The organism is Aquimarina sp. AU119, assembly GCF_900312735.1.
GTDB classification, from domain to species: Bacteria; Bacteroidota; Bacteroidia; order Flavobacteriales; family Flavobacteriaceae; genus Aquimarina; species Aquimarina algiphila.
The window spans coordinates 1-25,374 of the sequence record NZ_OMPF01000035.1; the positions used below are offsets into that span (position 1 = coordinate 1).

Here is a 25,374-nt window from a genome sequence, read left to right on the forward strand (position 1 = left end):
CAGGTGCTACTGGAGCAACTGGAGCGCAAGGACCAACTGGTAATACAGGTGCTACTGGAGCACAAGGACCGACAGGTGCCACTGGAGCAACTGGTGCACAAGGACCAACAGGTGCCACTGGAGCAACTGGTGCACAAGGACCAACAGGTGCCACTGGAGCAACCGGAGCACAAGGACCAACTGGTGCACAAGGACCAACTGGTGCCACTGGAGCAACTGGTGTGCAAGGACCGACAGGTGCTACTGGAGCAACCGGAGCGCAAGGACCAACAGGTGCCACTGGAGCAACTGGAGCGCAAGGACCAACAGGAAATACAGGTGCGCAAGGACCGACAGGTGCTACTGGAGCAACTGGTGCACAAGGACCAACAGGTGCCACTGGAGCAACCGGAGCACAAGGACCAACTGGTGCCACTGGAGCAACCGGAGCACAGGGACCAACTGGTGCTACTGGAGCGCAAGGACCAACTGGTAATACAGGTGCTACTGGAGCACAAGGACCGACAGGTGCCACTGGAGCAACAGGAGCGCAAGGACCAACAGGTGCTACTGGAGCAACTGGTGCACAAGGACCAACAGGTGCCACTGGAGCAACCGGAGCACAAGGACCAACAGGTGCTACTGGAGCAACAGGAGCGCAAGGACCAACAGGAAATACAGGTGCTACTGGAGCACAAGGACCAACTGGTAATACAGGTGCTACTGGAGCACAAGGACCGACAGGTGCCACTGGAGCAATCGGAGCACAAGGACCAACTGGTGCTACTGGAGCAACTGGTGCACAAGGACCGACAGGTACCACTGGAGCAACCGGAGCACAAGGACCGACAGGTGCCACTGGAGCAACAGGAGCACAAGGACCAACTGGTGCTACTGGAGCAACTGGTGCACAAGGACCGACAGGTGCCACTGGAGCAACAGGAGCAACCGGAGCGCAAGGACCAACAGGTGCCACTGGAGCAACCGGTGCACAAGGACCGACAGGTGCCACTGGAGCAACAGGAGCAACCGGAGCACAAGGACCAACTGGTGCTACTGGAGCAACTGGTGCACAAGGACCGACAGGTGCCACTGGAGCAACAGGAGCAACCGGTGCACAAGGACCGACAGGTGCCACTGGAGCAACAGGAGCGCAAGGACCAACAGGAAATACAGGTGCCACTGGAACAACAGGTGCGCAAGGACCAACAGGAAATACAGGTGCACAAGGACCGACAGGTGCCACTGGAGCAACCGGAGCTCAAGGACCTACAGGTGCTACTGGAGCAACCGGTGCACAAGGACCGACTGGTAATACAGGACCAACTGGACTAACTGGAGCGCAAGGACCAACTGGTGCTACAGGTCCAATCGGACTAACTGGACCACAAGGACCAACTGGCTCCACTGGAGCAACAGGAGCGCAAGGGCCAACGGGTGCTACTGGACCTCAAGGTGATCCTTCAACTGATGATCAAACAGCCTCTGAAGTCCCTAACACCCCAGTAGATCTTGATGTTGATGGGACTGACGAAACCACAGTACAAGAGGTAATAGAAGCTATTACTCCTATTGTTACTAAGGCAGCAAGAATTTTCTATCCACCGTCAATAGCGGTAGACGCTTCTTCTACTGGTGTAAAAACACCTATTGATTTATATCAACAATATTTAGATCAATTTGGTTCTCCAGTAGCTGCTAGTGATCCAACTGCGCCAACCATACCAACGTATGACAGAGATGAATTATATTATTATGTAACATTTGCCGATAGTTTTGTTTTTGGAAGCCCAACAACAATTTCTATCAGTGCTACTGGAATGATGAGTTATGAAATTGTCAATACTCCTGCAGATTTTAATGCACTAATTAATGTAGTATTTGTTGTTAAAACATCTAGACCATAATCTGCTGATAATATAATATGAAGTTTATATTTAATAAATCATATCTGATTAAACTGGTTCTATTGGTTATTTTACCAATTAGCACTTCTTTTGGTCAAGATACATATGCCGATAATTTTAACGGTGGAGCCAATTACGCAAATAGCAGTGGGAACCAACTTTGGACTACTAGCTGGGTGGAGTTTGACAATAATAGCGCTTTTAATGGTCGAATTCGGGTAAACTCAAATCAACTTAGATTTAGAAACATGGATAATGCTAATATCAGTCGAGCTATTGATTTATCCACTTATTCTACAGTTGTATTAACATTAGACTATAACCGTACTTTTGGTAACGAAACCATATCTGTACAATTATGGAATGGTACAGGCTGGAATACAGTTGCAACCACAGGAGCTGGTACTGGTTCTATAACTTATTCATTAGATCCTTCTGAAATTTCTGGTGCTTCGAGTATTCGATTCATCACAGGGAGCGGAACTTGGAATAATACTAATGAAACTGTTTTTATCGATAACGTTCAATTTGAGACTGGCGTACTTAATATTACAGATGGAATCACTACAACTACCTGTAACACTATTTTTAGAGATACAGGAGGTGATCTTAACCAGTATCAAAACAATGAAAACTTAACACATACTATCTGTCCAGATGTTCCGGGATCCATGCTTATTGCAGATTTTACTGCATTTGATGTAGAGGTTCCATCCTTTGGTTTTATTTGGGATTTTTTACAAATCTATGATGGTAGTGATACCTCTGGAACATTAATCGGTACATTTTATAACACTAACCCCCCTGGTACAATAACCGCTACAAATCCTTCTGGATGTTTAACATTTGTTTTTAGCTCTGACAATTCTTTTACAGAAGATGGATGGGAAGCTACAATTTCATGTAGTGCTACTACTCCACAATTAGCTATATCAGATATCACTGTAAACGAAAATGCAGGTACTGCTGACCTCACCGTTAGTCACTCTGGTGGAAATGCTGCTGGAGCTTTTACGGTAGCATATTCAACGGCCAATAATTCAGCCAATACACCTGCTGATTATACAACTACAAGTTCAACTATAGCCTTTTCTGGTACCAGTCCTGAAAATCAAACTTTAACGGTTCCTATCCCTATTGTCGATGATAATTTTGCAGAAGCCACTGAAAGTTTTTTTGTAAACCTTGGTACTATTGTGGGCGATCCTTCTATAACTATATCTGATGGACAAGGAGAAATTACAATTAATGATGATGACAATGCCTCTATAGCAATAAATGATGTTACTGTTAATGAAGGAGATGGAACAGCAACTTTTACCATTACGTTATCAGGAGCAAATGTAGCAGGAGGATTTTCTGTGCCCTATACGCTTGTTAATGGTTCTGCAACTAACCCAGCCGATTATACTACTGTTGGAGCCACCCCTTCTCCTATTAATTTTACCGGTAATATTAATGAAACACAACAAATAACAATACCAATAGTAGATGATACTGATATCGAAGGAAATCACAACTTTTTTGTAAACTTAGGTACGGTGAGCAGTTCATTAGTTGCAACAAGTGATAATCAAGGAGAAGCAACTATTGAAGATAATGATGCTTCAATTATTATCAATGACCTAACTAGATCTGAAAGTGCGGGAACAATTGACTTTACGGTAACTCATAATGGTGCTGATACTAGCGGAAGTTTCACTGTAACTTTTACCACAGCAGATAATACAGCTACAGCTCCTGGAGATTATATAACAACTAGCTCTCCTCCTGTTCTAACTTTTTCAGGAACTAGCGGAGAGACACAAACGATCAGTGTACCACTTGTTTTTAATATGGCAACAGAGCCTACAGAGACTTTTTTCGTAAACCTGACAGGAGTAAGTAACCCGGCTGTCATTATTACTGATAGTCAAGGAATCGGAACCATATTAGATGTTGATACTTCTACAGATATCGACGGAGATGGTATACCTAATAATAATGATATTGATAATGATAATGATGGAATCCCAGATTGTTTTGAAGATGGTGCTGAGAACACTGTAATATCTGATATATTTTCGATCAATGGAGATGCAGTTCAGATTGGCCCCCTTGAAGCTCAACTAACTCAAGATCTGAATAATCAGGCAGGTTCAGCTACGATTACGGATAGAATAGATTTTAATGACAGTTTCTCTTTTTCATTTGAAGCATTCCTTGGAAGCAATAATAATAGTGGCGCTGATGGAATTGCTATTATTTTTCATGATGACCCTGCTGGAGCAGCAGCAGTAGGTGGAACTGGAGAAGGAATGGGAGCACAAGGTATTCAAAATGGAATTGTACTCGAATTAGATACATGGAACAATGGACCAACACCCCGTGGTGATATAGGAGCTGACCATGGTATGATTTGGGATTCTGATAATCAGCAAGGTTCCGGATTATTAACTACCGCCATAAGCCTAGGAAATTTAGAAGATGGAAACTGGCATGACATTACCATCACATGGGATTCAACTACTAATACAATTACCTACACTGTAGATGGCACTACAGCAGGTACACTTACTAATGATATAATTAACAATTATTTTGGTGGAAACAATTTGGTCTTTTTTGGATTTACAGCTTCCACCGGAGGTGCTGCTAACGATCAACGAATTCGATTTAGAGATCTTTGTGAAATCCCTTTATTTGTAGATCAAGATGGTGATGGTATACCCAACTATCTCGACCTAGATAGTGATAATGATGGTATCTTTGATGTTGTAGAAGGAGGAGACGGAGCTTTTGACACTAATAATGATGGAGTAATCAATAGTAGTGATACAGGGTATACAGATACTAATAATGATGGTCAAGCAGATGCATCTGTAGATATTATAGAAAACCCTGATACCAATACTAATAACCTTCCCGATTTTATTGATAACGACAGTGATGGAGATGGTTGTTTTGACGCTCTTGAAGCGGCAGGAAGTTTTACCACGGCAGATATTGATGGGGATGGTGAACTTACAGGAGGTGTCCAGACTAACGGAGTACCTAACGTGGTATCTCCAAATGGACAAGCAACAACAACAGAAGTAATTACAGTTGCTACAACAAACATAAATACTCAACCCCTTGCGCAATCTGTTATTACTGGCGGAACGGCTAATTATTCTGTAGCAGCTACTGGAAATGGAACATTATTCTATCAATGGCAACAAAGTACAAATAGTGGCATATCTTGGACAAATTTGATAGACGGTGGAAGTAGTCCTGCAATCTCAGGAGCTACCACAAACACATTAACTTTGACTACTATTCCTATTAACTATGACACCTATCAATATAGAGTTATAATCAATAATGAGAATAGTTCTTGTATTGACGTTATTTCCAATGAAGTACTATTAGATGTAAGAAATGGAACTGTAATAACCAATAGAAGAATAACATATAGAGTAAATAGAGGTAGAAGAGGCACAAGCTCTGTACCAACAGGAACGCTTACTACTGATCTATCTATCAACAATTTTGATGATGGACAAAATAGCGCGTTTAGCCCATATCAATTACAGGTCCAAAATACAACAGCTACACCATTTAACTATGAAATATATATACAAAATGTTCCCTATGCTAGTATTCCAGGATTAAACCTTGGTAACCATACTTTAATTACAACAGATAATGGAGACGGAACATTTAACTATCTATTTACAAGTACAATGGCTTTGGGTGCATTTCAAAACACCATAATATCCGGCTCTGGAGCTGCACCTTCACCCCAAGGTACAGGTCCAGCATGTGGATGTGTAAGTTTTTATAAACTATGAGACCAATAAAATCACATTAATATCGTTAAATAATTATACCCCATAAAAATAACACATATGTCAAAAACAACTCCTAATTACCCAAGCATACCTGCACTTAATCGAACTAAAAACGCATTTTATCGATAGATAATTGATTTTTATCGAAAAAAACCATTGTCAAATGTAAGTATTTGAGTATATTTACCACCTATTAATTACTGTTTAACCGTAATTATCGTAATACCCCTATATACTTTGAAAAAAATAATCTACATAATCGCATTCTTCCTGACCTACACAACAATAGGACAACAAGCATTTCACAACTATGGAAATCTACAAACACATACTGATGCAGAAGTTGGTTTTCATACCGATCTAATAAATGATGGTACTTTTGATGAAAACGATGGTGGCATGGTTGGTTTTTACAATACATCTGGCGACTTAACTGTTTCTGGAAATAACAGGCCTACTTTTTACGATATGGAAGTTGACGTAAGAGATGACCTACAACTTGAAGTTGCAGTAGCAGTAACTAATTTTCAAGAGTTTACTGCAGGGAGAGTTCAAACACCAAGAGATAGGCGTAATGTTTCTTTAGATTACATTAATGATGCACCGTATTTAGGTGAAAATGATGATCGTTATGTAGATGGATATGCTTCTATTACCGGAGTATTAGATTTTACATTTCCTATTGGAGATGATTTCAGACTACGACCTATGCGTATAGAAAGTCAAGCAGCTACAAATACAGCAAGAGGAGCATATTATTTTGAAGATCCAAATTCCCCTAATTTCTTCCCAACAAGCTTCAACACCAATAGTTTTGATAACTTATTATTTGGAGTAAGTAGTTTTGAGTTTTGGGATCTTGATGGAGATATAGAAACACGAGTTACACTAACCTGGGATGACAATAGCAACATTCCAACACTTGTAGATGATATCAATAATTTAAGAGTAGTTGGATGGGACTCAAATTTAAGACAATGGGTAAATCTTGGAAATTCTACAGTATCTGGAGATCTAAACACAGGTGAAATTACTTCTGAACTTATGATTCCTGACAATTATACTGTTCTTACTTTTGGGACATCTGATATGCTGTTGGACGGAGACTTAGAGATATACACTGCAGTTTCTCCAAATGGTGATGGAGACAACGATTTCTTTAGAATTGATGGTCTTGGAGAAACTAATAATGAACTATTCGTATATAATCGATGGGGAGTTTTAGTATACCAAAGAGAACAATATCATGAAGCACAAACCAATTCAGATGGTTTTGCCGGTATTTCTGAAGGAAGAGCGACTATTGCCAAAGGTGAAAAACTTCCGGTAGGTACATATTATTATGTCCTTAAAATTGATGGAGAAAAAGATCGTGCTGGTTATTTATATATTAATGAATAAATCTTTGACTTAAAAATCAAGATTAAATACCTATTACTTTACATTAACCTCAATATTCTTCATCAAATAAAAACTACAATTTTTTCACAAAGTGATGCGCCCAAATCTCATAACCTTCATTCAGATAAAATTTATGAGAAGGATAATTTGCAACATAGCTATTTAATTCTGAGGTTTCGCAACCTCTATTTTTCGCATAAGCATAAATCCAATCAAACACCTTCTTCCCTATTCCTCGATTTCTATAGTGATCATCTATATACACATGATCTGGTTCACAAGAACGACCTGCATAGTGTCTTGTCATAAACCACAATCCAAAAACTCCTATTAACTTTTCATCAGAGTATACACCAAAACATTCATAATTCTGATCAAACATTTCATTAAATCTTCCTAATAACACTTCATCTGTGAATTGATTATTCATTAGTTTTTGAATGAGAGGAAGAGCCTGACTAAAGTCCTCTTTTAAAATTTTGTGAAATGCTAAATTCATATGATGCTTTTCTGCAAAAATAATTATACATTTATCTCGAAGATGTAAAGAATTCTTAAAAAATATAGAATACGGTAATTTTATTAATACCATCAAATTATTTTATTTTTTTGTCTTTCTTTAAAAATTAAAACCATAAAAATGAAAGAAAAATCAGGAAAAACTCAAGATCTTATTGATAAAAAACTCTTAGAAGAACGTAGTGTTTTTCTTTGGGGTCAAGTGGATGATAAATCTGCAAAGCATGTTATCGATAGATTGATGTATCTGGATATGATCAGTGATAAAGAAATTAAACTTTATATTAATAGTCCAGGAGGATATGTTACTTCAGGATTTGCCATGTATGACACTATAAAAAGTCTTAAAAGCCCTGTGTCAACTATTTGCACAGGCCTAGCAGCATCTATGGGCTCTATTCTATTAAGTGTAGGAGCAAAAGGAAGAAGATTTATACAACCTCATGCAAAAGTAATGATTCATCAACCTAGTGGTGGCGCAAGAGGTCAAGCTTCTAACATAGAAATACAAGCTGCAGAAATTCTTAAAACAAAAGAATTAAGCGCACAGATTCTAGCAGACAATTGTGACCAGGACATAGAAAAAGTATTAAAAGATTTTAATCGAGATTACTGGATGGATGCTCAAGAATCCTTAGAGTATGGAATTGTAGATGGAATTCTTGAATAAATTATAATTAAAGAGAATACCATTATAAATTATAATGTCAATGGAAAGACGAGATTTTGTTAGTCTAAGCACTTTAGGAATGATAGGGTTTTCATTGTCATCATTTTCTATGCTTCAGTCAGAGTTTTCTAAAGATGATTTAATGGGTAAAAGTGATCCTTCTCTATACGGAGATGGATATAAACTGCAAAAGAAAGCCTATGATGCATTTTTAAAAATGAAAGCTGAAGCATTGAAAAGTGGATTTAAAATTAAAGTCGTTTCCAGTTATAGAAATTATGCTCATCAAAATCGCATATGGGAACGCAAATATAAAAAGTTTACACAAGAGGGATTATCTCCTATTAACGCTATCAAAAAAATTGTGGAGTACTCCACAATACCAGGAACATCAAGACACCATTGGGGTACTGATTTAGATATCGTAGATGGTAACCCACCTCAACCCAAAGGCTTGCTTTTAGCAAAGAATTTTGATAGTGAAGGTCCTTTTTGTAAATTTAAAGAATGGATGGATACACATGCTAATTCTTTTGGTTTTTATCTGGTATATACTGATAAAGAAGACAGAAAAGGATTTAAATATGAACCATGGCATTATTCTTATGCTCCAATATCCATTCCTATGCTAAAAGCATATCAAAAAGTAGATATCGCATCAGAGTTAAAAAAAGTAAAGTTATTAGGAAGTGATTTTTTTACAGAAAACTTTATTAATCAGTACATTAAAGAAAACATACTGGATATAAATCCAGAATTATTATAAGGGGTTATATACTAAATTTATACTATTTTAGTTATTCTAAATAAAAAAGCCCCACTTATGAAAATTTCTTCAATTAAATATTTATTTGTATTTATTATTTTATCTATAGCCATTTCCTGTTCTGATGATGATGGCACTCCTCCTGATGAAAATACGGGAGTTGAAAACCCTACAGGAGTGGATGGAACTCCAAGTAACACTTCAATTACCGAGGAAATATTAAGATTAGTTAATGAATATCGTGCAACAAAAGGCTTATCGGCATTGACCTCAAATCAAACTGCCGATGAATTAGCAGCTGATCACACTAGATATATGATTTCTCAGGGTCAAATTAATCATGATAATTTTGATGCAAGAGGAGATGTGTTAAATGAAAAAGAGAATGCAAGAGGAATGGCAGAAAATGTTGCTAATTTTTATCCAGATGCAAAAAGTGTAGTTGATGCCTGGATAAGTAGTGACGGACACCGAAAAAACATAGAAGGAAATTATACTCACACAGGTATTGCCGCTATTAAAGATGAAAGCGGAAAATATTATTATACTCAGTTATTTTATCGCTAAACTATGCTAACTCAACTATGCTAGGATAGCACTAATTTCGTTTATATTGGTTGTAAATGATATCTAACCTCTAGTAGTTGCTTACTAAAAAGTGTTTTTTACATTTTATTTAGTAAGCAACTTTTATATTTATTAACTTTAAGCTTGACATTTTAAAAAAATTAATTTCTAATGAGACGTGGTGGCTTAAAACTTAGAATATTAATAGGTTTAGCAATTGTTGCTTTTGCATTTTTTAAAAAATGTAATAATAAAACGCTAAATCCTTATACTGATAGAGTACAAAATATAAATATGACCAGTGATCAAGAAATTTCTATAGGATTACAAAGTGCTCCACAAATGACTCAGCAACATGGTGGACTATACCCAGATCAAAAATTACAAAGTTATATCGATATGATCGGGAACAAATTAGTGAATTCGAGTATGGCTAAGCAAACCCCTTACCAATATGAATTTCACTTACTGGCCGACCCCAATACTATTAATGCATTTGCTCTACCAGGAGGTCAGATATTTATTACCTATGCCCTATTATCCAAATTAGAGAATGAAGATCAGGTTGCTGGCGTACTTGGTCATGAGATTGGTCATGTCTTGGGAAGGCACTCAGCAGAAAGAATAGCAGAGCACGAATTTTGGAAAACAATTTCGACAGGAGCTTCTGTAGGTGCAGATGCGGGAGGAATTGTAAATAGTATAGGACAAAATGTATTGCTAGGTAATGGACGTGATGATGAACTAGAAAGTGATAAACTGGGAGTGTTATTTATGATTAATTCAGGATATAATCCAGAAGAAATGATTGGGGTTATGAAAATTCTAAAAGCAGCTGCCGGACCTAATCGCACACCAGAATTTCAAAGCACACATCCCGATCCAGATAATCGTGTAGAAAAAATCAGAGAAGCTATATTAGAATATAGCAGGTAATAAAAAACTCTGTCTAAATATCCATTAGACAGAGTGTTTACGTAAAGTATAGATACTCTATGTACCTATTTTAATGTTTCTAATAATGCTATCGCTTCTTTTGCGTTAGATAATTTTGCAAATTTCATTGCCGTATAACCTTTGGGGTCTTTGGTTTTGACATTTGCTCCTTTTTTCACTAAGATTTTAATAATCTCTACGCGATTATAGCGAGCAGCATACATAAGTGGTGTCATACCATCCCACTTTTCATTAACATCGCTCCCAAGTTCTATCATTTTTTTTACAACTTCTACATCTCCTTTTACTATAGCCATACAAAATGGATTTGATTTATAGTTGTTTAGTTCATAATCGTGACTAACTGAAGTCTCGATTGATTCTGTTGCAAAACCAACAAAAGTAATACTCATAACCAATACGGTTACAAAAACTGTTTTTTTCATAATGAATTCGATTTAATGATTGACTTATACATGTATGACCTTATTTACTATACCTTGTTACACCCTTTTGTACTAAATAACATAATTTTAACCTTCATCTAACAAAAAATTATGCTGTTACATTTCATATTATTTACTTTTTAATAAATAAAAAACTCTGCTTGTTGATGTTAACAAGCAGAGTTTCTGGGAGATTATCAAATCAAACAAATCACTCCTAATTTATATTGAAAATGAGCTACTATTTTTATTAAATAGATATTGCAAATTTCAAGAATTAAAAGTATTACTATCACATTATAAAAGTAATACAAACAAAAATAACACTATTATATTTAACATTGGGATATAAATTATTAAATAACAAAACATTATGATAGTGGTAGTAATTCTATTAAAAACAAAATCTGTTTACCTAAGCATATACAAATACCAGGTAAACAGATTAAGTACTACTATATAGATAACTCTATAAAAGCTACTTCTTTTTGAGTTCTAACAAAAGTTTTTTAGCATCAACTGCTCCAGATAGTTCAGCATATTTAAGTGCATTAAATCCTTTATCATTTTTTGTATTAATTTTTGCTCCATTGGACACCAAAAGTTTAATAATTTCAAGTCTGTTATAACGAGCTGCATACATAAGAGGCGTCATTCCCTCAGAATATTTATTAACTTCTGTGCCTAATTCAATCATTTTTTTTACCATTTCATAATCACCCTTGGCTATTGAAATACAAAACGGAGAAACACTAATAATTTCAGTTTTTTTAACCTTATATCCATTATCATTTTTCACAGGATCGGTTGCAAATGCAAAACTAACTACCATACATAACATTAAAACAATTAACTTTTTCATTTTTTTACTTTTTTAGGTTCATTATTGATTTGTGATATGTCAAATTTTGACACTGCAAATAAATTATATTATTCCTAAAAAAAAGGCTCTAATTTTAAGAATAACTCACTTTTAACCTTGCCTACACAAATCCGTTAATAGTTTCACAAAAACTCCTCTATAGTTAATCTTAAATACAGGTTTAAATCACTCAGGAATAACATATGCATTTTGCATGCTTATCAACGAAGTTGTAAATTTGTCTCTTTGCTTTATTTTTGGGCTTTTTTTAGCTCAATCATCATTAACCAACCAAAACTTTAATTAAGAGTATAAATACCATGAACAAAAAAGTAATCCTGATGATATTGGATGGATGGGGAACTTCTCCTGACCCAAAAGTATCGGCAATAGATCATGCTAACACACCATATATTGATAGTTTATATACAACATACCCTAACGCATCTTTGCGTACTGACGGTCTTCACGTTGGGCTACCTGATGGACAAATGGGTAATAGCGAAGTTGGACATATGAACCTTGGGGCTGGTAGAATTGTATATCAGGATTTGGCCAAAATTAATATGGCTGTCGAAAATAATAAACTTAAAGATGAATCAGTTTTAGCTGATGCTTTTCAATATGCAAAAGAAAATGATAAAAATATTCATTTACTTGGTTTAGTAAGCGATGGTGGAGTTCACTCTCACATCAATCATATCAAAGGTTTACTTGACGCTGCAGATTCGCATGAACTAAAAAATGTTTTCCTCCATGCATTTACAGACGGTAGAGATGTTGATCCAAAATCAGGAATAAACCATATACAGGATATCCAGGATCACATGTCTAAAACAACAGGTGAATTAGCATCTATTATAGGAAGATACTATGCTATGGATAGAGACAAAAGATGGGAACGTGTTAAACTAGCCTATGACCTTGTCGTTAATGGGGTTGGAGAATCAAGTACAAATGCAATAGAAAGTATTCAGGCAAGCTATGATAATGATGTTACTGATGAGTTTATAAAGCCTATTAGCATGTATAAAAATGGCAATCCAGTAACCACTATAAAAGAGGATGATGTTGTGATTTTCTTTAATTTTAGAACAGATCGTGGTCGTGAATTAACAGAAATGCTTTCTCAAAAAGACATGCATGAATTTAATACTCATAAGCTTTCATTATACTATGTTACTATGACGAACTATGATGAAAATTTTGAAGGTATCAAGGTTATTTACAATAAAGATAATATTACAGAAACTCTGGGAGAAATTGTTTCTAAGGCAGGTAAATCTCAAATACGAATTGCTGAGACCGAAAAATATCCACACGTTACTTTTTTCTTTTCTGGTGGACAAGAAGAACCTTTTGAAGGAGAATCCAGGATATTAAGAAACTCTCCAAAGGTAGCCACATACGACCTTAAACCAGAAATGAGCGCATATGAACTTAGAGATGCTCTTGTTCCCGAATTGCAAAAAGGAGATGTGGATTTTGTATGTCTTAACTTCGCTAATGGTGATATGGTAGGACATACAGGAGTAATGGAAGCCGCTATTAAAGCTTGTGAAGTTGTAGATGAATGTGCAAAAGATGTAATCACCGCAGGTTTAGAAAATGGATATTCTACCATTCTGATTGCTGATCATGGTAATTGTGAAACGATGATTAATCCTGATGGAACACCTCATACCGCTCACACTACAAATCCGGTTCCTTTTATTCTGATTGATCACAATCAAATCGATGTAAAAGATGGAGTTTTGGGAGATATTGCTCCAACCATTTTACATCTCATGGGAGTTGACAAACCAGATGCTATGACACAAAACACTCTCATAAAATAAGGAGAGTTCACATTTTTGAAGTCAACTTTGTTAAACTACCTATAAAATAGTGTAGTAGGTTTTCTAGTGGTGGTATATTCGTGCTTCTAAAGATAAAACCTCTTAGTAATATGAATCCTAAAGCAAAGCTAAAAGAAATGGGGCTTGTACTTCCAGAAGTTTCTATTCCTGGCGGGTCATACGTCTCTGTCAACAGAAGAGGAAATATCGCCTACGTTGCTATTCAGTTTCCTATACTAAATCAAGAATATCTATATCAAGGAAGATTAGGAGATACTATATCTACGCAACAAGGATATGAAGCTATGAAATTATGCGCTCTAAATGTTTTAGCACAAATAAATCATAAAATCGGTTTTGAAGCAATCGAAGGACTTAATCATATAGACGCTTATTTTCAATCCGGGACAGATTGGGATAAATCTCCTGCTGTAGTTGATGGTGCTTCTGATTTATTCGTCAAAATATTAGAAGAAAAAGGTACACATTCTAGAGCCATTTTTGGAGTAGAAAAACTTCCCTTGAATTTTTGCGTGGGATTAACTACATCTTTTACTCTAAAAACAGTATAAAGTCCCCCTCTCATCTTATTGAATTACTCAAATCTTAAAATAGAGGTTATGGTTACCCCTAACAACCAATATTCTTTGTAAATTTGTCTTCCTTATAATGTGAATTTTTTACAAGCTTATATGATTATTACGAAAACACGTGAAGAGATAGAATTAATGAGAGAGAGTGCATTGGTTGTTTCTAAAACCTTAGGAATGTTAGCGACAGAGCTAAAACCAGGAGTTACTACTGCACAATTGGATAAAATTGCAGAAGAGTTTATCAGAGATCAGGGAGCAACTCCAGGGTTTTTAGGTTTATATGGCTGTCCTTCTACTCTTCTTACCAGTGTGAATGAAGCTGTTGTACATGGATTACCAACTGACAAACCTCTTGAAAATGGTGACATCGTAGCAATCGATTGTGGAGCTATAAAAAATGATTTTTATGGAGATCATGCATACACTTTTACTATAGGTGAAGTTCCACCAGAAGTAGAACAACTATTAAAAGTTACCAAAGAGTCTTTATACAAAGGAATTGCAGAATTTAAATTCGGAAATCGTGTTGGAGATGTAGGATATGCTATTCAAAAATATACTGAAGACTTTGGCTATGGAGTTGTTAGAGAACTTGTTGGTCATGGACTAGGGAAGAAATTACATGAAGATCCTGAGATGCCAAATTATGGTCGTCGTGGCAAGGGTAAAAAGTTTATTGAAGGTATGGTTGTCGCCATAGAACCGATGATCAATATGGGAACACATAGAATAAAACAGCTAGAAGATGGATGGACGATTGTAACTGCAGATGGCAAACCAAGTGCTCATTTTGAACATGACGTTGCTCTTATTGATGGTAAGCCCGAAATTCTTTCTACATTTAAATATATATATCAAGCTCTTGGTATTGAATCTGATGAGGAAGATGCTTTTAGACAAGAGGTATTAACCGTGTAATACACTTTTTTCTTTATAAAATTACACAGAGTTTCTTATAGGGTTTTGTGCGATCAATTATGAAAAAGCTATTTAAATTTATACTCAACACCATCCCCAGACCACTTTTAATTCGGTTGAGTTATATTGCCAGGCCTATTATTGCTATACTTTTAAGAGGAAAAACATATACCGATCCAATAGATGAAAAGAGTTTTTCTAAATTTTTACCGTATGGATATGGTAAACAACGAGAAAATGTCCTTTCTCCTTCAACACTATCCTTAGAACGTCATCGGTTATTATGGTTATACCTTAAAAATGAGACTGATTTTTTTACTACTACATCAAAAGTATTACACTTTGCTCCAGAGCAAGCATTTTATAAAAGGTTCAGGAAATTACAACATCTTGAGTATACCACTACTGATCTTAATTCTCCATTAGCCGATGTAAAAGCTGATATTTGCAACCTTCCTTTTAAAGATAACGAATATGATATTATCTTTTGTAATCATGTGTTAGAACATATCCCAGATGACACCAAGGCCATGAAAGAGTTATTTAGAGTTTTAAAACCAGGCGGAATGGCTATTTTACAGATACCGCAAGATCTGAATAGAGCCACTACTTTTGAAGACGATAGCATAACAGACCCACAAGAACGTGCTAAAATATTTGGCCAATATGACCATGTGAGAGTTTATGGCAGGGATTATTTTGAAAAACTAAGAGCTATCGGTTTTAAAGTAGATGAAGTAGATTATACCCAAAAATTATCCAAGGACGACGTTACTCAATTCTGTCTCGCTCCAGGAGAAATTCTTCCGGTTTGTTATAAACCATAATTCTTTTTTATTTTTTTGGACGGAAAAGATAAGGTATCAAATACTTTAAAAGATTCCTCTTCTTCTTTACTGACAACACATTCTTCTCAGACACAAGTTATAAAAATCAAAACAAGTCTTATTGAATAAAAAGAGGTTCCAACTTATAATCTGATCCATCTTTTCTGACTTTATGATATACTTTTGAAAAGTCAATCTACACTAAATACATATAAGTGTTCCCCCAAGGTTTTCATTATTTAATCTCCAAAATTTATTAGTAAAGAATTCATGAAAATCAATATAAACTAATTAAAACCTAAACAATGAAAAAATCAATTTATTTACCATTACTATTTTTAACATTGACAATACTAATTGGATGTAATACTGATGACAATACTTTAACCGAACCTGACACTACTAATATTGAACCTGAAACTGATGATGAAGACGAGTTTAAAAATGACGTGTTTGTAAATGGTATTAATCAAACCTATTTACAAGAAATCGGCATGACAGAGGAAGAACTTTTAACATCTATTGAAGAAGATGACATGAAAAATGCTGTCGAATTTGAAAAGCAGTTAAATGATCAGTTTCAGAACATGACAGCTATTGATCCTAATAATAAAGCTACACAATATAACCAAAGAGAACTTGCTGGTGCCATAACAAATATGCTAAATGACATTAAACAAGAACCCGGAAAATATTTTCAAGCAAAAATAGGAGTCAATTCGGATCGTAGTCCTTTTTTCGACCTTGGATTAAGTGATAAATTGATTCGTCAGACTATTGCTTCATTTCCTGAGTTTAAAATTTATAGTAAAAGACAAAAAATTAATCTTTATAGATTTTCGCTGAGAAGAATTAAAGTCTCTGGTTCTTCAAGAATTAAAATAGAAATTAGATGTAAAATAAGATATAGAAGATATGTAAAGTTTTTTGGGAAAAGACGTAGAATAATTAACAAAAGACTTTCTGCCGATCTACATATACCGCTTAATTTTGATGCTAAAACTAATACATTAAAAGTAAATACTCTAAAAGTGGATCGCATTCATATTACTAGCTTTATTTTCAATCCTATCATTGCTGTTCTAAACCAGATTGTCAAAAGGTTTGTTATTATCCGAGAAGATGTAAACCTTAATATTTCTTATGATTTTATCTCCAAGGCCTATGTAGACTACAAAGGGCTTTATAAAGAACGTTTAAATGGTCAAAACTTTATATTCTTTAAGTTTGATGTTAAAACGGATGATTTGATTGACACCATAAAAGACAAATTAAAAACACGCGATATTAAATTTTAAAATATTTACTAACTAATCATCAAAGCCTTGCCAACTAAGCAAGGCTTTTTTTATCACAGCATAATACTGTTTATAAAATAGTCACAAAGTCTAATCAAAAAGCTTACTCTTCTGGAAAACCGTTTAGAGAAAGCGTTTGGAGTTCCTTGTTCTCATCTTCATAAATAAAATATGTTTTGAGTTCTGGATGATTTTTCAAAAATTCTTTTGAACGTTCTAATCCCATCGACATTAACGCCGTGGCATATGCATCTGCCTCCATGCAAGTAGTTGCTAGTATAGATACACTTAACAGATTAGATTTATGTGGATGCCCGGTTGTAGTATTAATGATATGCGCGTACCGATTTCCTTTTTCATCTATCTTATATTTTCGGTAACTCCCAGAAGTAGCCATAGCTTCATTTTTTAATGCGACCACCTTACTATATGATTGTTTTTCGTCAAAATTAGGGTCTTCCACTCCTATTCTCCATGGTTTTTGTTTGATCACATTACTTCCTTTACCTCTAATTTCGCCCCCTATCTCTACCAAGTAATTATTAAACCCCTTATCTTCAAGAAAATTCGCAAACACATCAACAGCATATCCTTTGGCTAAAGCATTAAAATCTATATATGTATTGGGATTATTCTTTATGATCTTATCATTTTTCAAAGTTACCTTATCTAAACCAACAGATACTAGCAAACTATCTATTTTAAGGCTATCTAACGACTTTATTCTCCCTTTTGGCCCGAAATCCCACGCGTTTACCAAAACACCAATAGTAGGATCAAAAGCCCCTTCTGTTTCGCCGTATAACCTCTTAGACGCTTTAAAAACATTTATAAAATGCTTATCAATAGTAACCGTCGTATCTCCACTATTGATTCTGGAGATATCAGAATCATCAATATAGGTAGACATCGAAGCATTAATCACTGATATAAGACTATCATAAGAATGGGAGAAATCTAATTCTTGTCGATCTATAAATTGAACAGAGAACGTAGTTCCAAAAGCTTTTCCACTAGTGTAATTAAGTTCTAATTTCTTTTCATTTTTACATGAAACAATAGCTAATAAGAGTACTAATAAAACATTTAGTTTTCTAATCATAACCTTTCTCAGTTCAGATGAGTTTCTATTACTTGCAGACCGGCATATTCTAAAACATATTCTTCATTTAGTAATACAGGTTTATTAGGATTATCAGGATTTTGCAACCCCACTCCGGCATAAAACACCTTTGCTTCTTGTTCTATTGCATGTTTTTTAAATGATTCCATCCAGATCATGTCATAGTTATGAGGATTATCAGGATAAGAAACTGCTTTAACAAGAACAAAATATCGTTGATTAGATGGGTCGACACAAACAAATTGCGGATGCTTCCCTAATTTGCTATTTATAGCAATAAATTCAAATCCTCTTTTTTCTAATTCTTCTCCTACAATATTCATTGCAAGATTATGTAATTCTTGTTTGGTGAGTGTCCTTGTCATAGGGATACAAAGATATTATTTTGAAATAAATTATACTTTAGTTTCAAACCTTTTCTCTATACTATTCTTATCAAAAAATCAATTCTAAATAGGATATTGTAAAAATTACTTAAACCGAACAAATATTGCTTTATCAAAATAATAACTAGGGGTATATACAGGTTCATTTTTATCAAACCTATACCAGGGAGAAAATTTAGTGTTTTCAAAATTTTTAAGCAAACAAACATTCTGCGCTGGTGTGTTTCCTTGAGCCAGAAGATACATTCTATCCCCATCTGCATTTTGGATTTCGTCTACTACGATTTCAATATGTCCTGGGGAACCTGGTTTAACCAACATATCTCCGATTCGAACATCCTTAACTTGTATTTTTTTCAGTTCATTATGCATCGACATTGTTCCTGCATAGGTATAAATCAGATTTAAGTATGTATAGAAGTTTGCTTTGGAATGGTTGGGACTTGCTGTTTTGTGAAATGTTACTTTATTTCCTTTTATTTTAGGTCGAAAACCTTCTGCATATTTGATCCACGAACAATAATGTCCAGAAGTAAAATTAAACCCTATTTTATCTTTTTTGTTTTTCTCCCACAAATACTCTGATCTTATCCTCATTAATGCATCTGCACATTGTTGCAATCCGTTAGACGGAACAGGAACTTCTAAAATTGCGTCATGCCAATCTTGTGCAAAATACTCACTATCGTCATAATTAATAATTTTACTCCCATAAGGTTTTAACCTATAATGACGAAGATACTCTTGAAACGAGCCTACAGCATACTTAACTCTACTATATCCTTTGGGAACAATAACTCTTGTTGATATAGAATCTCCTTTAGTATTAATATAATCAGCATCCGTAACCACATTACTTACAACGGATTTTATGTGGTTAGTTACCATTTTACCTTTTGATGTATTTCTAAATATCAAAAACAAAATGACTATTATAGTCAGAGATATTATATATTTTTTCATAACATCAGGATTATTAATTCTTTATTTTTTGATATTCTTCGGGAGAATAGCTTTTGATTAGTTCATTAATTTCATAAAAACTCATTTCAGAAATACATGTGTCATTATATATCGCTCCAACATTATCAACTTCCATAATTTCGAATTCTATGGCCACAAAATCGTTATACCCCATATGCTGAATATAATTTTGGCTAATATCAATATATACAGGAGAAATCGAAACTTTAGATAAAGAATCTCTTCTAAAACTCACATCTTTCCATTCATCAATTATATATTCTGAATCTCCCTCTTTTCCTACGGTTCTGATAGTAATATTAGCAACTCTATTATTCTTATACCAAATTTCTTCAGATTTTAAATATCCTGGAACTACCCTAATTGCATAAGGCAAAGCATTTTTATCCTTAAAAGTAATCCGAATTTTTTCTCCAATACCAGCATTCAAAGCACCTTCAACCCACGCGGTATGATCATTGTTATCAATAAGGTTGTTTTCTGAATAATTTTGATTTTTACTTCGTAAAACACTAGAGGCTTTGCAAGTATCTACTATCAATCGCTTTAACGTATATTTATTATAAAAAGCCCCATCAAATTCAATGATATTAACCAAAGAGTCTCTGGATATTTTTATGTTTTGGGAATATAATGTTGAACAAGTTAATAAACCAGTGCACAGAATTACAAATATTAAAACCCTAAGAATATCATATTTCATCATAGAAAACAGATTTATCCAAAAATAAAAAAACCGATATAATTACTTATACCGGTTTCCCGTGAATCATTTATATATTTTCTCTACTTAGAAGAAAATATTGATCAATACTATATTTTACCCTCCAAAGTCATCAAATCTGATATTCTCATCTGGGATACCAAAATCTTCACCCATTTTTTGAACAGCTTTGTTCATTAATGGTGGACCACAGAAATACAGTTCAATATCTTCTGGAGCTTCGTGATGATTTAGATAATTATCTATAACACAATTATGAATAAATCCTACAAATCCATCTCCCTCTGCATCAATATCTGCTTTCACTTTCCAGTTATCTTCTTCCAAAGGCTCAGAAAGTGCAAGGTAGAACTTAAAGTTAGGGAAGTTTTTTTCTAAGTCATAGAAATGATCCAGATAAAACAACTCCCGCTTAGATCGCCCACCATACCAATATGTCACTTTACGTCCAGTCGATAAGGTTTTGAATAGGTGATATAAGTGAGATCGCATTGGTGCCATACCTGCACCACCTCCTACATAAAGCATTTCTGCCTCAGATTCATTAATAAAGAACTCTCCATAAGGGCCAGAAATAACTACTTTATCTCCTGGTTTTTGAGCAAAAATATAAGATGATGCTACCCCAGGGTTTACATCCATCCATCCATTCTTTGCTCTATCCCATGGCGGAGTAGCAATACGTACATTAAGCATTATTTCTCTTCCTTCTGCTGGATATGAAGCCATAGAATATGCACGCTCTACCGTTTCGTCATTTTTCATAACTAATGGCCAAAGACCAAATTTATCCCATTCTGCCTGGAATTTATCTGGAGTCTCATGCTCTTCTGGATGGGCAGTAATATCAATATCTTCATACTTAATCTCACATTGTGGGATTTCGATCTGAATATATCCACCCGCTTTATATCCCATATCTTCTGGAATACGTACTACAAATTCTTTAATAAAAGAAGCCACATTGTAATTACGAACTACTTCAGCTTCCCATTTCTTAATCCCGAATACCTCTTCCGGAACTTCGATATTCATATTTTGTTTTACCTTAACCTGGCAAGCCAAACGCGCTCCATGTTGCAATTCTTTTCGTGAAAAATGAGGCGTCTCTGTAGGTAACGCTTCTCCACCACCTTCTAATACGTGGCATTCACATTGAATACAGGTTCCACCACCACCACAAGCAGAGGGTAAAAATATTTTCTGAGCTCCCAAAGTAGATAATAATGTCCCTCCTGAAGCTACTTCTATTTCTTTTTCACCATTAATGGTAATCTTTACTGGTCCAGATGGCAGTAACTTATCTTTTGCAAATAATAAGATTCCTACTAAAACAAGAATCAGCACCAAAAACGAAATAATCGTTATTGCTATTGTACCACCGGTAGATGCTAAAAATATCATATTATTTAAGTGTTGTAACGTTAGTATTTTCGGCTACTTCTTTTGTAGTCTCTTCTTTTTCGACTTGAACTGATTTTGTCTCTTTTTTCTCCTCTTCATCTCCACCAGTTAACATTCCACCAAAACTCATAAAACCAATAGCCATTAATCCCGTAAGAATAAAAGTTATTCCTAACCCTCTAAGAGGAGCTGGCACATTAGAGTATCTGATCTTTTCGCGAATTGCCGCAATCGCAAGAATTGCCAAGAACCATCCGATTCCAGATCCGATTCCATAAACTCCAGCGTGAGTAATTGTTGCAAACTCTTTTTGCTGCATAAACAAAGACCCTCCCAAGATTGCACAGTTAACAGCAATCAATGGCAAAAATATACCTAATGAATTATAAAGTGATGGAGAAAATTTCTCTACTATAATTTCTACTAATTGTACCATTGTTGCAATGGTTGCAATAAAAAGTATAAAAGTCAAAAAACTTAAATCATAATCTGCATATTCTGGCCCTAACCACACCAAAGCTCCTTCTCTAAGAATGTATTTATCTAATAAGAAGTTTAATGGTACTGTTATTGCCAATACGAATATTACCGCAGCTCCAAGACCTACTGCTGTAGATACTTTTTTGGAAACAGCAAGGTATGAACACATTCCTAAAAAGAATGCGAATACCATATTATCTATAAAGATCGATTTTAAAAATAATTCTAAATATTCCATGTTTCTTTATTTTAATGATCTTCAATTAATGCCTTATTTCTACTTCTCTGGATCCAGATAATAATCCCAACGGTAATTAACGCCATTGGTGCTAATACCATAAAACCATTATTTTCGTATCCCAAAGCATACAATCCTGTTTTTTCTATAGGATCTCCTAACACTTTAGCTCCGAATAACGTCCCTGATCCAAGTAATTCTCTAAAGAATGCCACAATCACTAATAAGACTCCATATCCGGCTGCATTTCCTATTCCGTCTAAGAAAGATTTCCAAGGTCCATTACCTAAAGCAAAGGCTTCAAAACGCCCCATAATAATACAGTTCGTGATAATCAAACCAATAAATACAGAAAGTTCTTTACTTAGTGTATATGCAAAAGCTTTTAGCACCTGATCTACTACGATTACAAGTGCAGCTACCACAACCAATTGAACAATAATTCTAATTTTGGATGGAATGATATTCCTCATTAAAGAGATGACTACATTTCCTATTCCTAAAACAAAAATTACTGAGATTGCCATAACGATGGATGGCTTTAATTGCGCTGTAATCGCTAATGCAGAACAAATACCTAATACTTGTATTGTAATTGGGTTATTATCAGCAAGAGGATCTGTAAGTAATTTCTTGTTTTTCTTTGAAAACAAAGGCTCTTTAGGCTCTTTTACTTTAACTTTTTCTTCTGTTACTTCAGCCATTTGTTATTTTTTTAAAGTTTCGAAATAAGGTTGATACATCTTTATTCCTTTCTTTACCATTGCCGTAACGCCATCGCCTGTAATTGTTGCTCCAGCCATGGCATCTACTTCATTATCACTTTTATCCACATTTTTAGGATCTGCATTTCCTTTTTTCACAGTAATTCCTTTATAGTTTCCTGAAGCATCTAAAATGCTTTCTCCTATAAAATCATCTCTAAAATATGCTTCCTTTATATTTGCTCCTAAACCTGGTGTTTCTCCTTTATGATCAAAGAACGCTCCTTTAACTGTCTTGAATTCTTTATCTAAAGAAACATAACCCCAAATCGCATCCCAAAGACCATTACCTCTCATAGGAACCACATAGTATTCCTGACCATCTTTCTTCCCTATAAACAAAGGCATTTTTCTCTGGTAATTAGGATCTTGCTTAACTTTATCGTTTTCTTTTTTTACCTCAATACTAAAAGCATCACTTGTTTTCTCTGCAGAACTTCCAGTAATAATATACTGTTCATCACCTACATATTTATCAAACAACTCCTGAGCTTTTTCTGCTGGTACAAATTCATTAGAATCCTCTGCATCTGCAACACCCATTGCAAATAAAATATTCTGTTGTTTTTCTGTACGCTTATTGGCATCTATTCTGTCTTTTAATGAAGATGCAGTAAATGCTAATAATGAACCGACCACAACTACCATTGCAATGGCAAATATGATCGTATATGAATTTTTATCTGTATTCATCGCCATGATTAAGCCGTTTTTAGTTTTAAACGTTTCATTCTTTTCTTGATATTACCCTGAACCACATAGTGATCGATCGTTGGAGCAAATACGTTCATTAATAGAATTGCTAGCATTACTCCTTCTGGATATGCTGGATTGAATACCCTAATCAATATAGAGATAAATCCAATCAAGAATCCATATATCCATTTCCCTTTGTTTGTTTGCGAAGCAGTTACTGGATCGGTAGCCATAAATACAACCCCAAAAGCAAAACCACCTATAATTAAATGATGCCAGAATTCTGTACTCATCAAACTATAGAATTTACTTCCTTCACTAATCCATTCTGCGCTTACAACTCCGTTAAAAATTAATCCCATAGCTAATGCTCCAAGAACTGCACTTGCCATAATTCTCCAGCTTCCAATCTTGGTAAAGATCAAAAACAATCCTCCTAGTAAAATCAATAACGCAGAAGTTTCACCTACAGAACCAGGAATAAACCCTAAAAACATATCAGCAACCGAGTATGAAATTTCTTTTCCTTGTGCCAAGCTTCCCAGGACAGTTTCACCTGATATTGCATCTAACTGTGCTCCACCGGCTATCTCGTTAGCTCTTTCTACAGCACCGTGTACCCATACTTTATCTCCAGACATCCATGTTGGATAAGCAAAGAACAAAAATGCTCTTATAGTAAGGGCCGGATTTAGTATATTCATACCTGTTCCTCCAAATACCTCTTTACCAATTACTACTCCAAAGATTACTGCAACTGCCAACATCCATAATGGTGTATCTATCGGAACGATTAATGGTACTAACATTCCTGTAACCAAATACCCTTCTTCTACTTCGTGTCCTTTTATTACTGCGAATAGAAATTCTACTCCAAGTCCAACTCCGTAAGAAATAACAACTAACGGCAATACCTTCCAAAGTCCTACCACAAGATTATCTATTGACCAGAATCCTGCACTAAAAAACCCGTTAGCTACAGCTTCTATTTCTCCTTCTGCAAGATGATGTTGATATCCTGCATTAAACATTCCAAAAATTAAACATGGTAGTAACGCCATGATTACAGTATTCATGGTTCGTTTTAAATCATCTGCTCCACGAACATGAGCTCCAGAATGAGTAGTCTCATTAGGCAAATACAAGAAAGTATGGATTGCATTGAATGCAGGGGCCATTTTTTTGCCTTTATATTTAAGTTTTAGTTTATGTAATTTATCTTTTAATCCCATAGCA

The 25,374-nt window shown here is 35.2% G+C and carries 24 protein-coding genes; 12 read left to right on the top strand and 12 right to left on the bottom strand.

Annotation, left to right across the window (positions count from 1 at the left end):
• The 3 genes from DK442_RS25140 to DK442_RS25150 form a co-directional block, all read left to right on the top strand.
• Nucleotides 1-1,886, top strand: a 1,886-nt coding sequence (locus DK442_RS25140) for a collagen-like protein (protein ID WP_200825173.1), incomplete at its 5' end; no start/stop codon positions are given.
• Between the two features lie 17 nt (nucleotides 1,887-1,903).
• Complete coding sequence (locus DK442_RS25145; RefSeq protein ID WP_109438678.1) at nucleotides 1,904-5,698, top strand: Calx-beta domain-containing protein; 3,795 nt, start codon at nucleotides 1,904-1,906, stop codon at nucleotides 5,696-5,698.
• 237 nt (nucleotides 5,699-5,935) lie between these two features.
• Entirely contained in the window at nucleotides 5,936-7,099 is a 1,164-nt protein-coding gene (locus tag DK442_RS25150; protein ID WP_109438679.1) for a gliding motility-associated C-terminal domain-containing protein, read from the top strand.
• Between the two features lie 73 nt (nucleotides 7,100-7,172).
• Here the strand turns inward: DK442_RS25150 and DK442_RS25155 are convergent, their stop codons facing one another.
• Nucleotides 7,173-7,598, bottom strand: coding sequence for a GNAT family N-acetyltransferase (locus tag DK442_RS25155; RefSeq protein ID WP_109438859.1), 426 nt, complete (start codon nucleotides 7,596-7,598; stop codon nucleotides 7,173-7,175).
• 126 nt (nucleotides 7,599-7,724) lie between these two features.
• On the opposite strand from DK442_RS25155, the gene DK442_RS25160 reads away from it, so the two are divergent.
• The 4 genes from DK442_RS25160 to DK442_RS25175 all read left to right on the top strand — a co-directional run bounded on the left by DK442_RS25160 (nucleotide 7,725) and on the right by DK442_RS25175 (nucleotide 10,557).
• Nucleotides 7,725-8,288: a ClpP family protease gene (locus DK442_RS25160; RefSeq protein ID WP_370444685.1), complete on the top strand. Its 564-nt coding sequence runs from the start codon at nucleotides 7,725-7,727 to the stop codon at nucleotides 8,286-8,288.
• Nucleotides 8,289-8,328: 40 nt separating this feature from the next.
• The gene (locus tag DK442_RS25165) at nucleotides 8,329-9,054 is read left to right on the top strand and encodes a M15 family metallopeptidase (protein ID WP_109438681.1); all 726 of its coding nucleotides are present in this window, start codon (nucleotides 8,329-8,331) and stop codon (nucleotides 9,052-9,054) included.
• A gap of 57 nt (nucleotides 9,055-9,111) precedes the next feature.
• Nucleotides 9,112-9,621, top strand: a complete 510-nt coding sequence (locus DK442_RS25170; RefSeq protein ID WP_109438682.1) for a CAP domain-containing protein — start codon at nucleotides 9,112-9,114, stop codon at nucleotides 9,619-9,621.
• A 171-nt stretch (nucleotides 9,622-9,792) separates the two neighbouring features.
• The gene (locus DK442_RS25175) at nucleotides 9,793-10,557 is read left to right on the top strand and encodes a M48 family metalloprotease (protein WP_109438683.1); all 765 of its coding nucleotides are present in this window, start codon (nucleotides 9,793-9,795) and stop codon (nucleotides 10,555-10,557) included.
• A 65-nt stretch (nucleotides 10,558-10,622) separates the two neighbouring features.
• Here the strand turns inward: DK442_RS25175 and DK442_RS25180 are convergent, their stop codons facing one another.
• Together DK442_RS25180 and DK442_RS25185 are read right to left on the bottom strand one after the other, a co-directional pair.
• Nucleotides 10,623-11,003, bottom strand: a complete 381-nt coding sequence (locus tag DK442_RS25180; protein WP_109438684.1) for an ankyrin repeat domain-containing protein — start codon at nucleotides 11,001-11,003, stop codon at nucleotides 10,623-10,625.
• A gap of 478 nt (nucleotides 11,004-11,481) precedes the next feature.
• On the bottom strand, nucleotides 11,482-11,865 hold the full coding sequence (locus DK442_RS25185; RefSeq protein ID WP_109438685.1) for an ankyrin repeat domain-containing protein: 384 nt from the start codon (nucleotides 11,863-11,865) through the stop codon (nucleotides 11,482-11,484).
• A 320-nt stretch (nucleotides 11,866-12,185) separates the two neighbouring features.
• On the opposite strand from DK442_RS25185, the gene gpmI reads away from it, so the two are divergent.
• The 5 genes from gpmI (at nucleotide 12,186) to DK442_RS25210 (ending at nucleotide 17,339) form a co-directional block, all read left to right on the top strand.
• On the top strand, nucleotides 12,186-13,703 hold the full coding sequence (gpmI, locus tag DK442_RS25190) for a 2,3-bisphosphoglycerate-independent phosphoglycerate mutase (protein ID WP_109438686.1): 1,518 nt from the start codon (nucleotides 12,186-12,188) through the stop codon (nucleotides 13,701-13,703).
• A 110-nt stretch (nucleotides 13,704-13,813) separates the two neighbouring features.
• Nucleotides 13,814-14,275: a RidA family protein gene (locus tag DK442_RS25195; protein ID WP_109438687.1), complete on the top strand. Its 462-nt coding sequence runs from the start codon at nucleotides 13,814-13,816 to the stop codon at nucleotides 14,273-14,275.
• Nucleotides 14,276-14,395: 120 nt separating this feature from the next.
• Nucleotides 14,396-15,214, top strand: coding sequence for a type I methionyl aminopeptidase (gene map, locus DK442_RS25200; protein WP_109438688.1), 819 nt, complete (start codon nucleotides 14,396-14,398; stop codon nucleotides 15,212-15,214).
• Between the two features lie 59 nt (nucleotides 15,215-15,273).
• On the top strand, nucleotides 15,274-16,041 hold the full coding sequence (locus tag DK442_RS25205) for a class I SAM-dependent methyltransferase (protein WP_109438689.1): 768 nt from the start codon (nucleotides 15,274-15,276) through the stop codon (nucleotides 16,039-16,041).
• Nucleotides 16,042-16,346: 305 nt separating this feature from the next.
• Entirely contained in the window at nucleotides 16,347-17,339 is a 993-nt protein-coding gene (locus DK442_RS25210) for a hypothetical protein (RefSeq protein ID WP_109438690.1), read from the top strand.
• 103 nt (nucleotides 17,340-17,442) lie between these two features.
• Here the strand turns inward: DK442_RS25210 and DK442_RS25215 are convergent, their stop codons facing one another.
• The 9 genes from DK442_RS25215 to DK442_RS25255 form a co-directional block, all read right to left on the bottom strand.
• The gene (locus tag DK442_RS25215) at nucleotides 17,443-18,441 is read right to left on the bottom strand and encodes an FAD:protein FMN transferase (protein WP_109438691.1); all 999 of its coding nucleotides are present in this window, start codon (nucleotides 18,439-18,441) and stop codon (nucleotides 17,443-17,445) included.
• An 8-nt stretch (nucleotides 18,442-18,449) separates the two neighbouring features.
• Nucleotides 18,450-18,827, bottom strand: coding sequence for a Na(+)-translocating NADH-quinone reductase subunit F (locus DK442_RS25220; protein ID WP_109438692.1), 378 nt, complete (start codon nucleotides 18,825-18,827; stop codon nucleotides 18,450-18,452).
• A 105-nt stretch (nucleotides 18,828-18,932) separates the two neighbouring features.
• Nucleotides 18,933-19,811 carry a DUF4846 domain-containing protein gene (locus DK442_RS25225; RefSeq protein WP_109438693.1) on the bottom strand — a complete coding sequence of 293 codons (879 nt, stop codon included), beginning with the start codon at nucleotides 19,809-19,811 and terminating at the stop codon, nucleotides 18,933-18,935.
• A gap of 13 nt (nucleotides 19,812-19,824) precedes the next feature.
• The gene (locus tag DK442_RS25230) at nucleotides 19,825-20,538 is read right to left on the bottom strand and encodes a hypothetical protein (protein WP_160114355.1); all 714 of its coding nucleotides are present in this window, start codon (nucleotides 20,536-20,538) and stop codon (nucleotides 19,825-19,827) included.
• Nucleotides 20,539-20,652: 114 nt separating this feature from the next.
• The gene (gene nqrF, locus DK442_RS25235) at nucleotides 20,653-21,960 is read right to left on the bottom strand and encodes an NADH:ubiquinone reductase (Na(+)-transporting) subunit F (RefSeq protein ID WP_109438695.1); all 1,308 of its coding nucleotides are present in this window, start codon (nucleotides 21,958-21,960) and stop codon (nucleotides 20,653-20,655) included.
• A gap of 1 nt (nucleotide 21,961) precedes the next feature.
• On the bottom strand, nucleotides 21,962-22,678 hold the full coding sequence (nqrE, locus tag DK442_RS25240; RefSeq protein ID WP_109438696.1) for an NADH:ubiquinone reductase (Na(+)-transporting) subunit E: 717 nt from the start codon (nucleotides 22,676-22,678) through the stop codon (nucleotides 21,962-21,964).
• Between the two features lie 11 nt (nucleotides 22,679-22,689).
• A complete protein-coding gene (locus DK442_RS25245; protein ID WP_109438697.1) occupies nucleotides 22,690-23,382 on the bottom strand; it encodes an NADH:ubiquinone reductase (Na(+)-transporting) subunit D in 693 nt (230 codons plus the stop codon).
• A gap of 3 nt (nucleotides 23,383-23,385) precedes the next feature.
• Nucleotides 23,386-24,141 (bottom strand): Na(+)-translocating NADH-quinone reductase subunit C, encoded by a 756-nt coding sequence (locus DK442_RS25250; protein WP_109438698.1) that lies wholly within the window; start codon nucleotides 24,139-24,141, stop codon nucleotides 23,386-23,388.
• 2 nt (nucleotides 24,142-24,143) lie between these two features.
• The gene (locus tag DK442_RS25255) at nucleotides 24,144-25,370 is read right to left on the bottom strand and encodes an NADH:ubiquinone reductase (Na(+)-transporting) subunit B (RefSeq protein WP_109438699.1); all 1,227 of its coding nucleotides are present in this window, start codon (nucleotides 25,368-25,370) and stop codon (nucleotides 24,144-24,146) included.
• Nucleotides 25,371-25,374 lie beyond the last annotated feature (4 nt).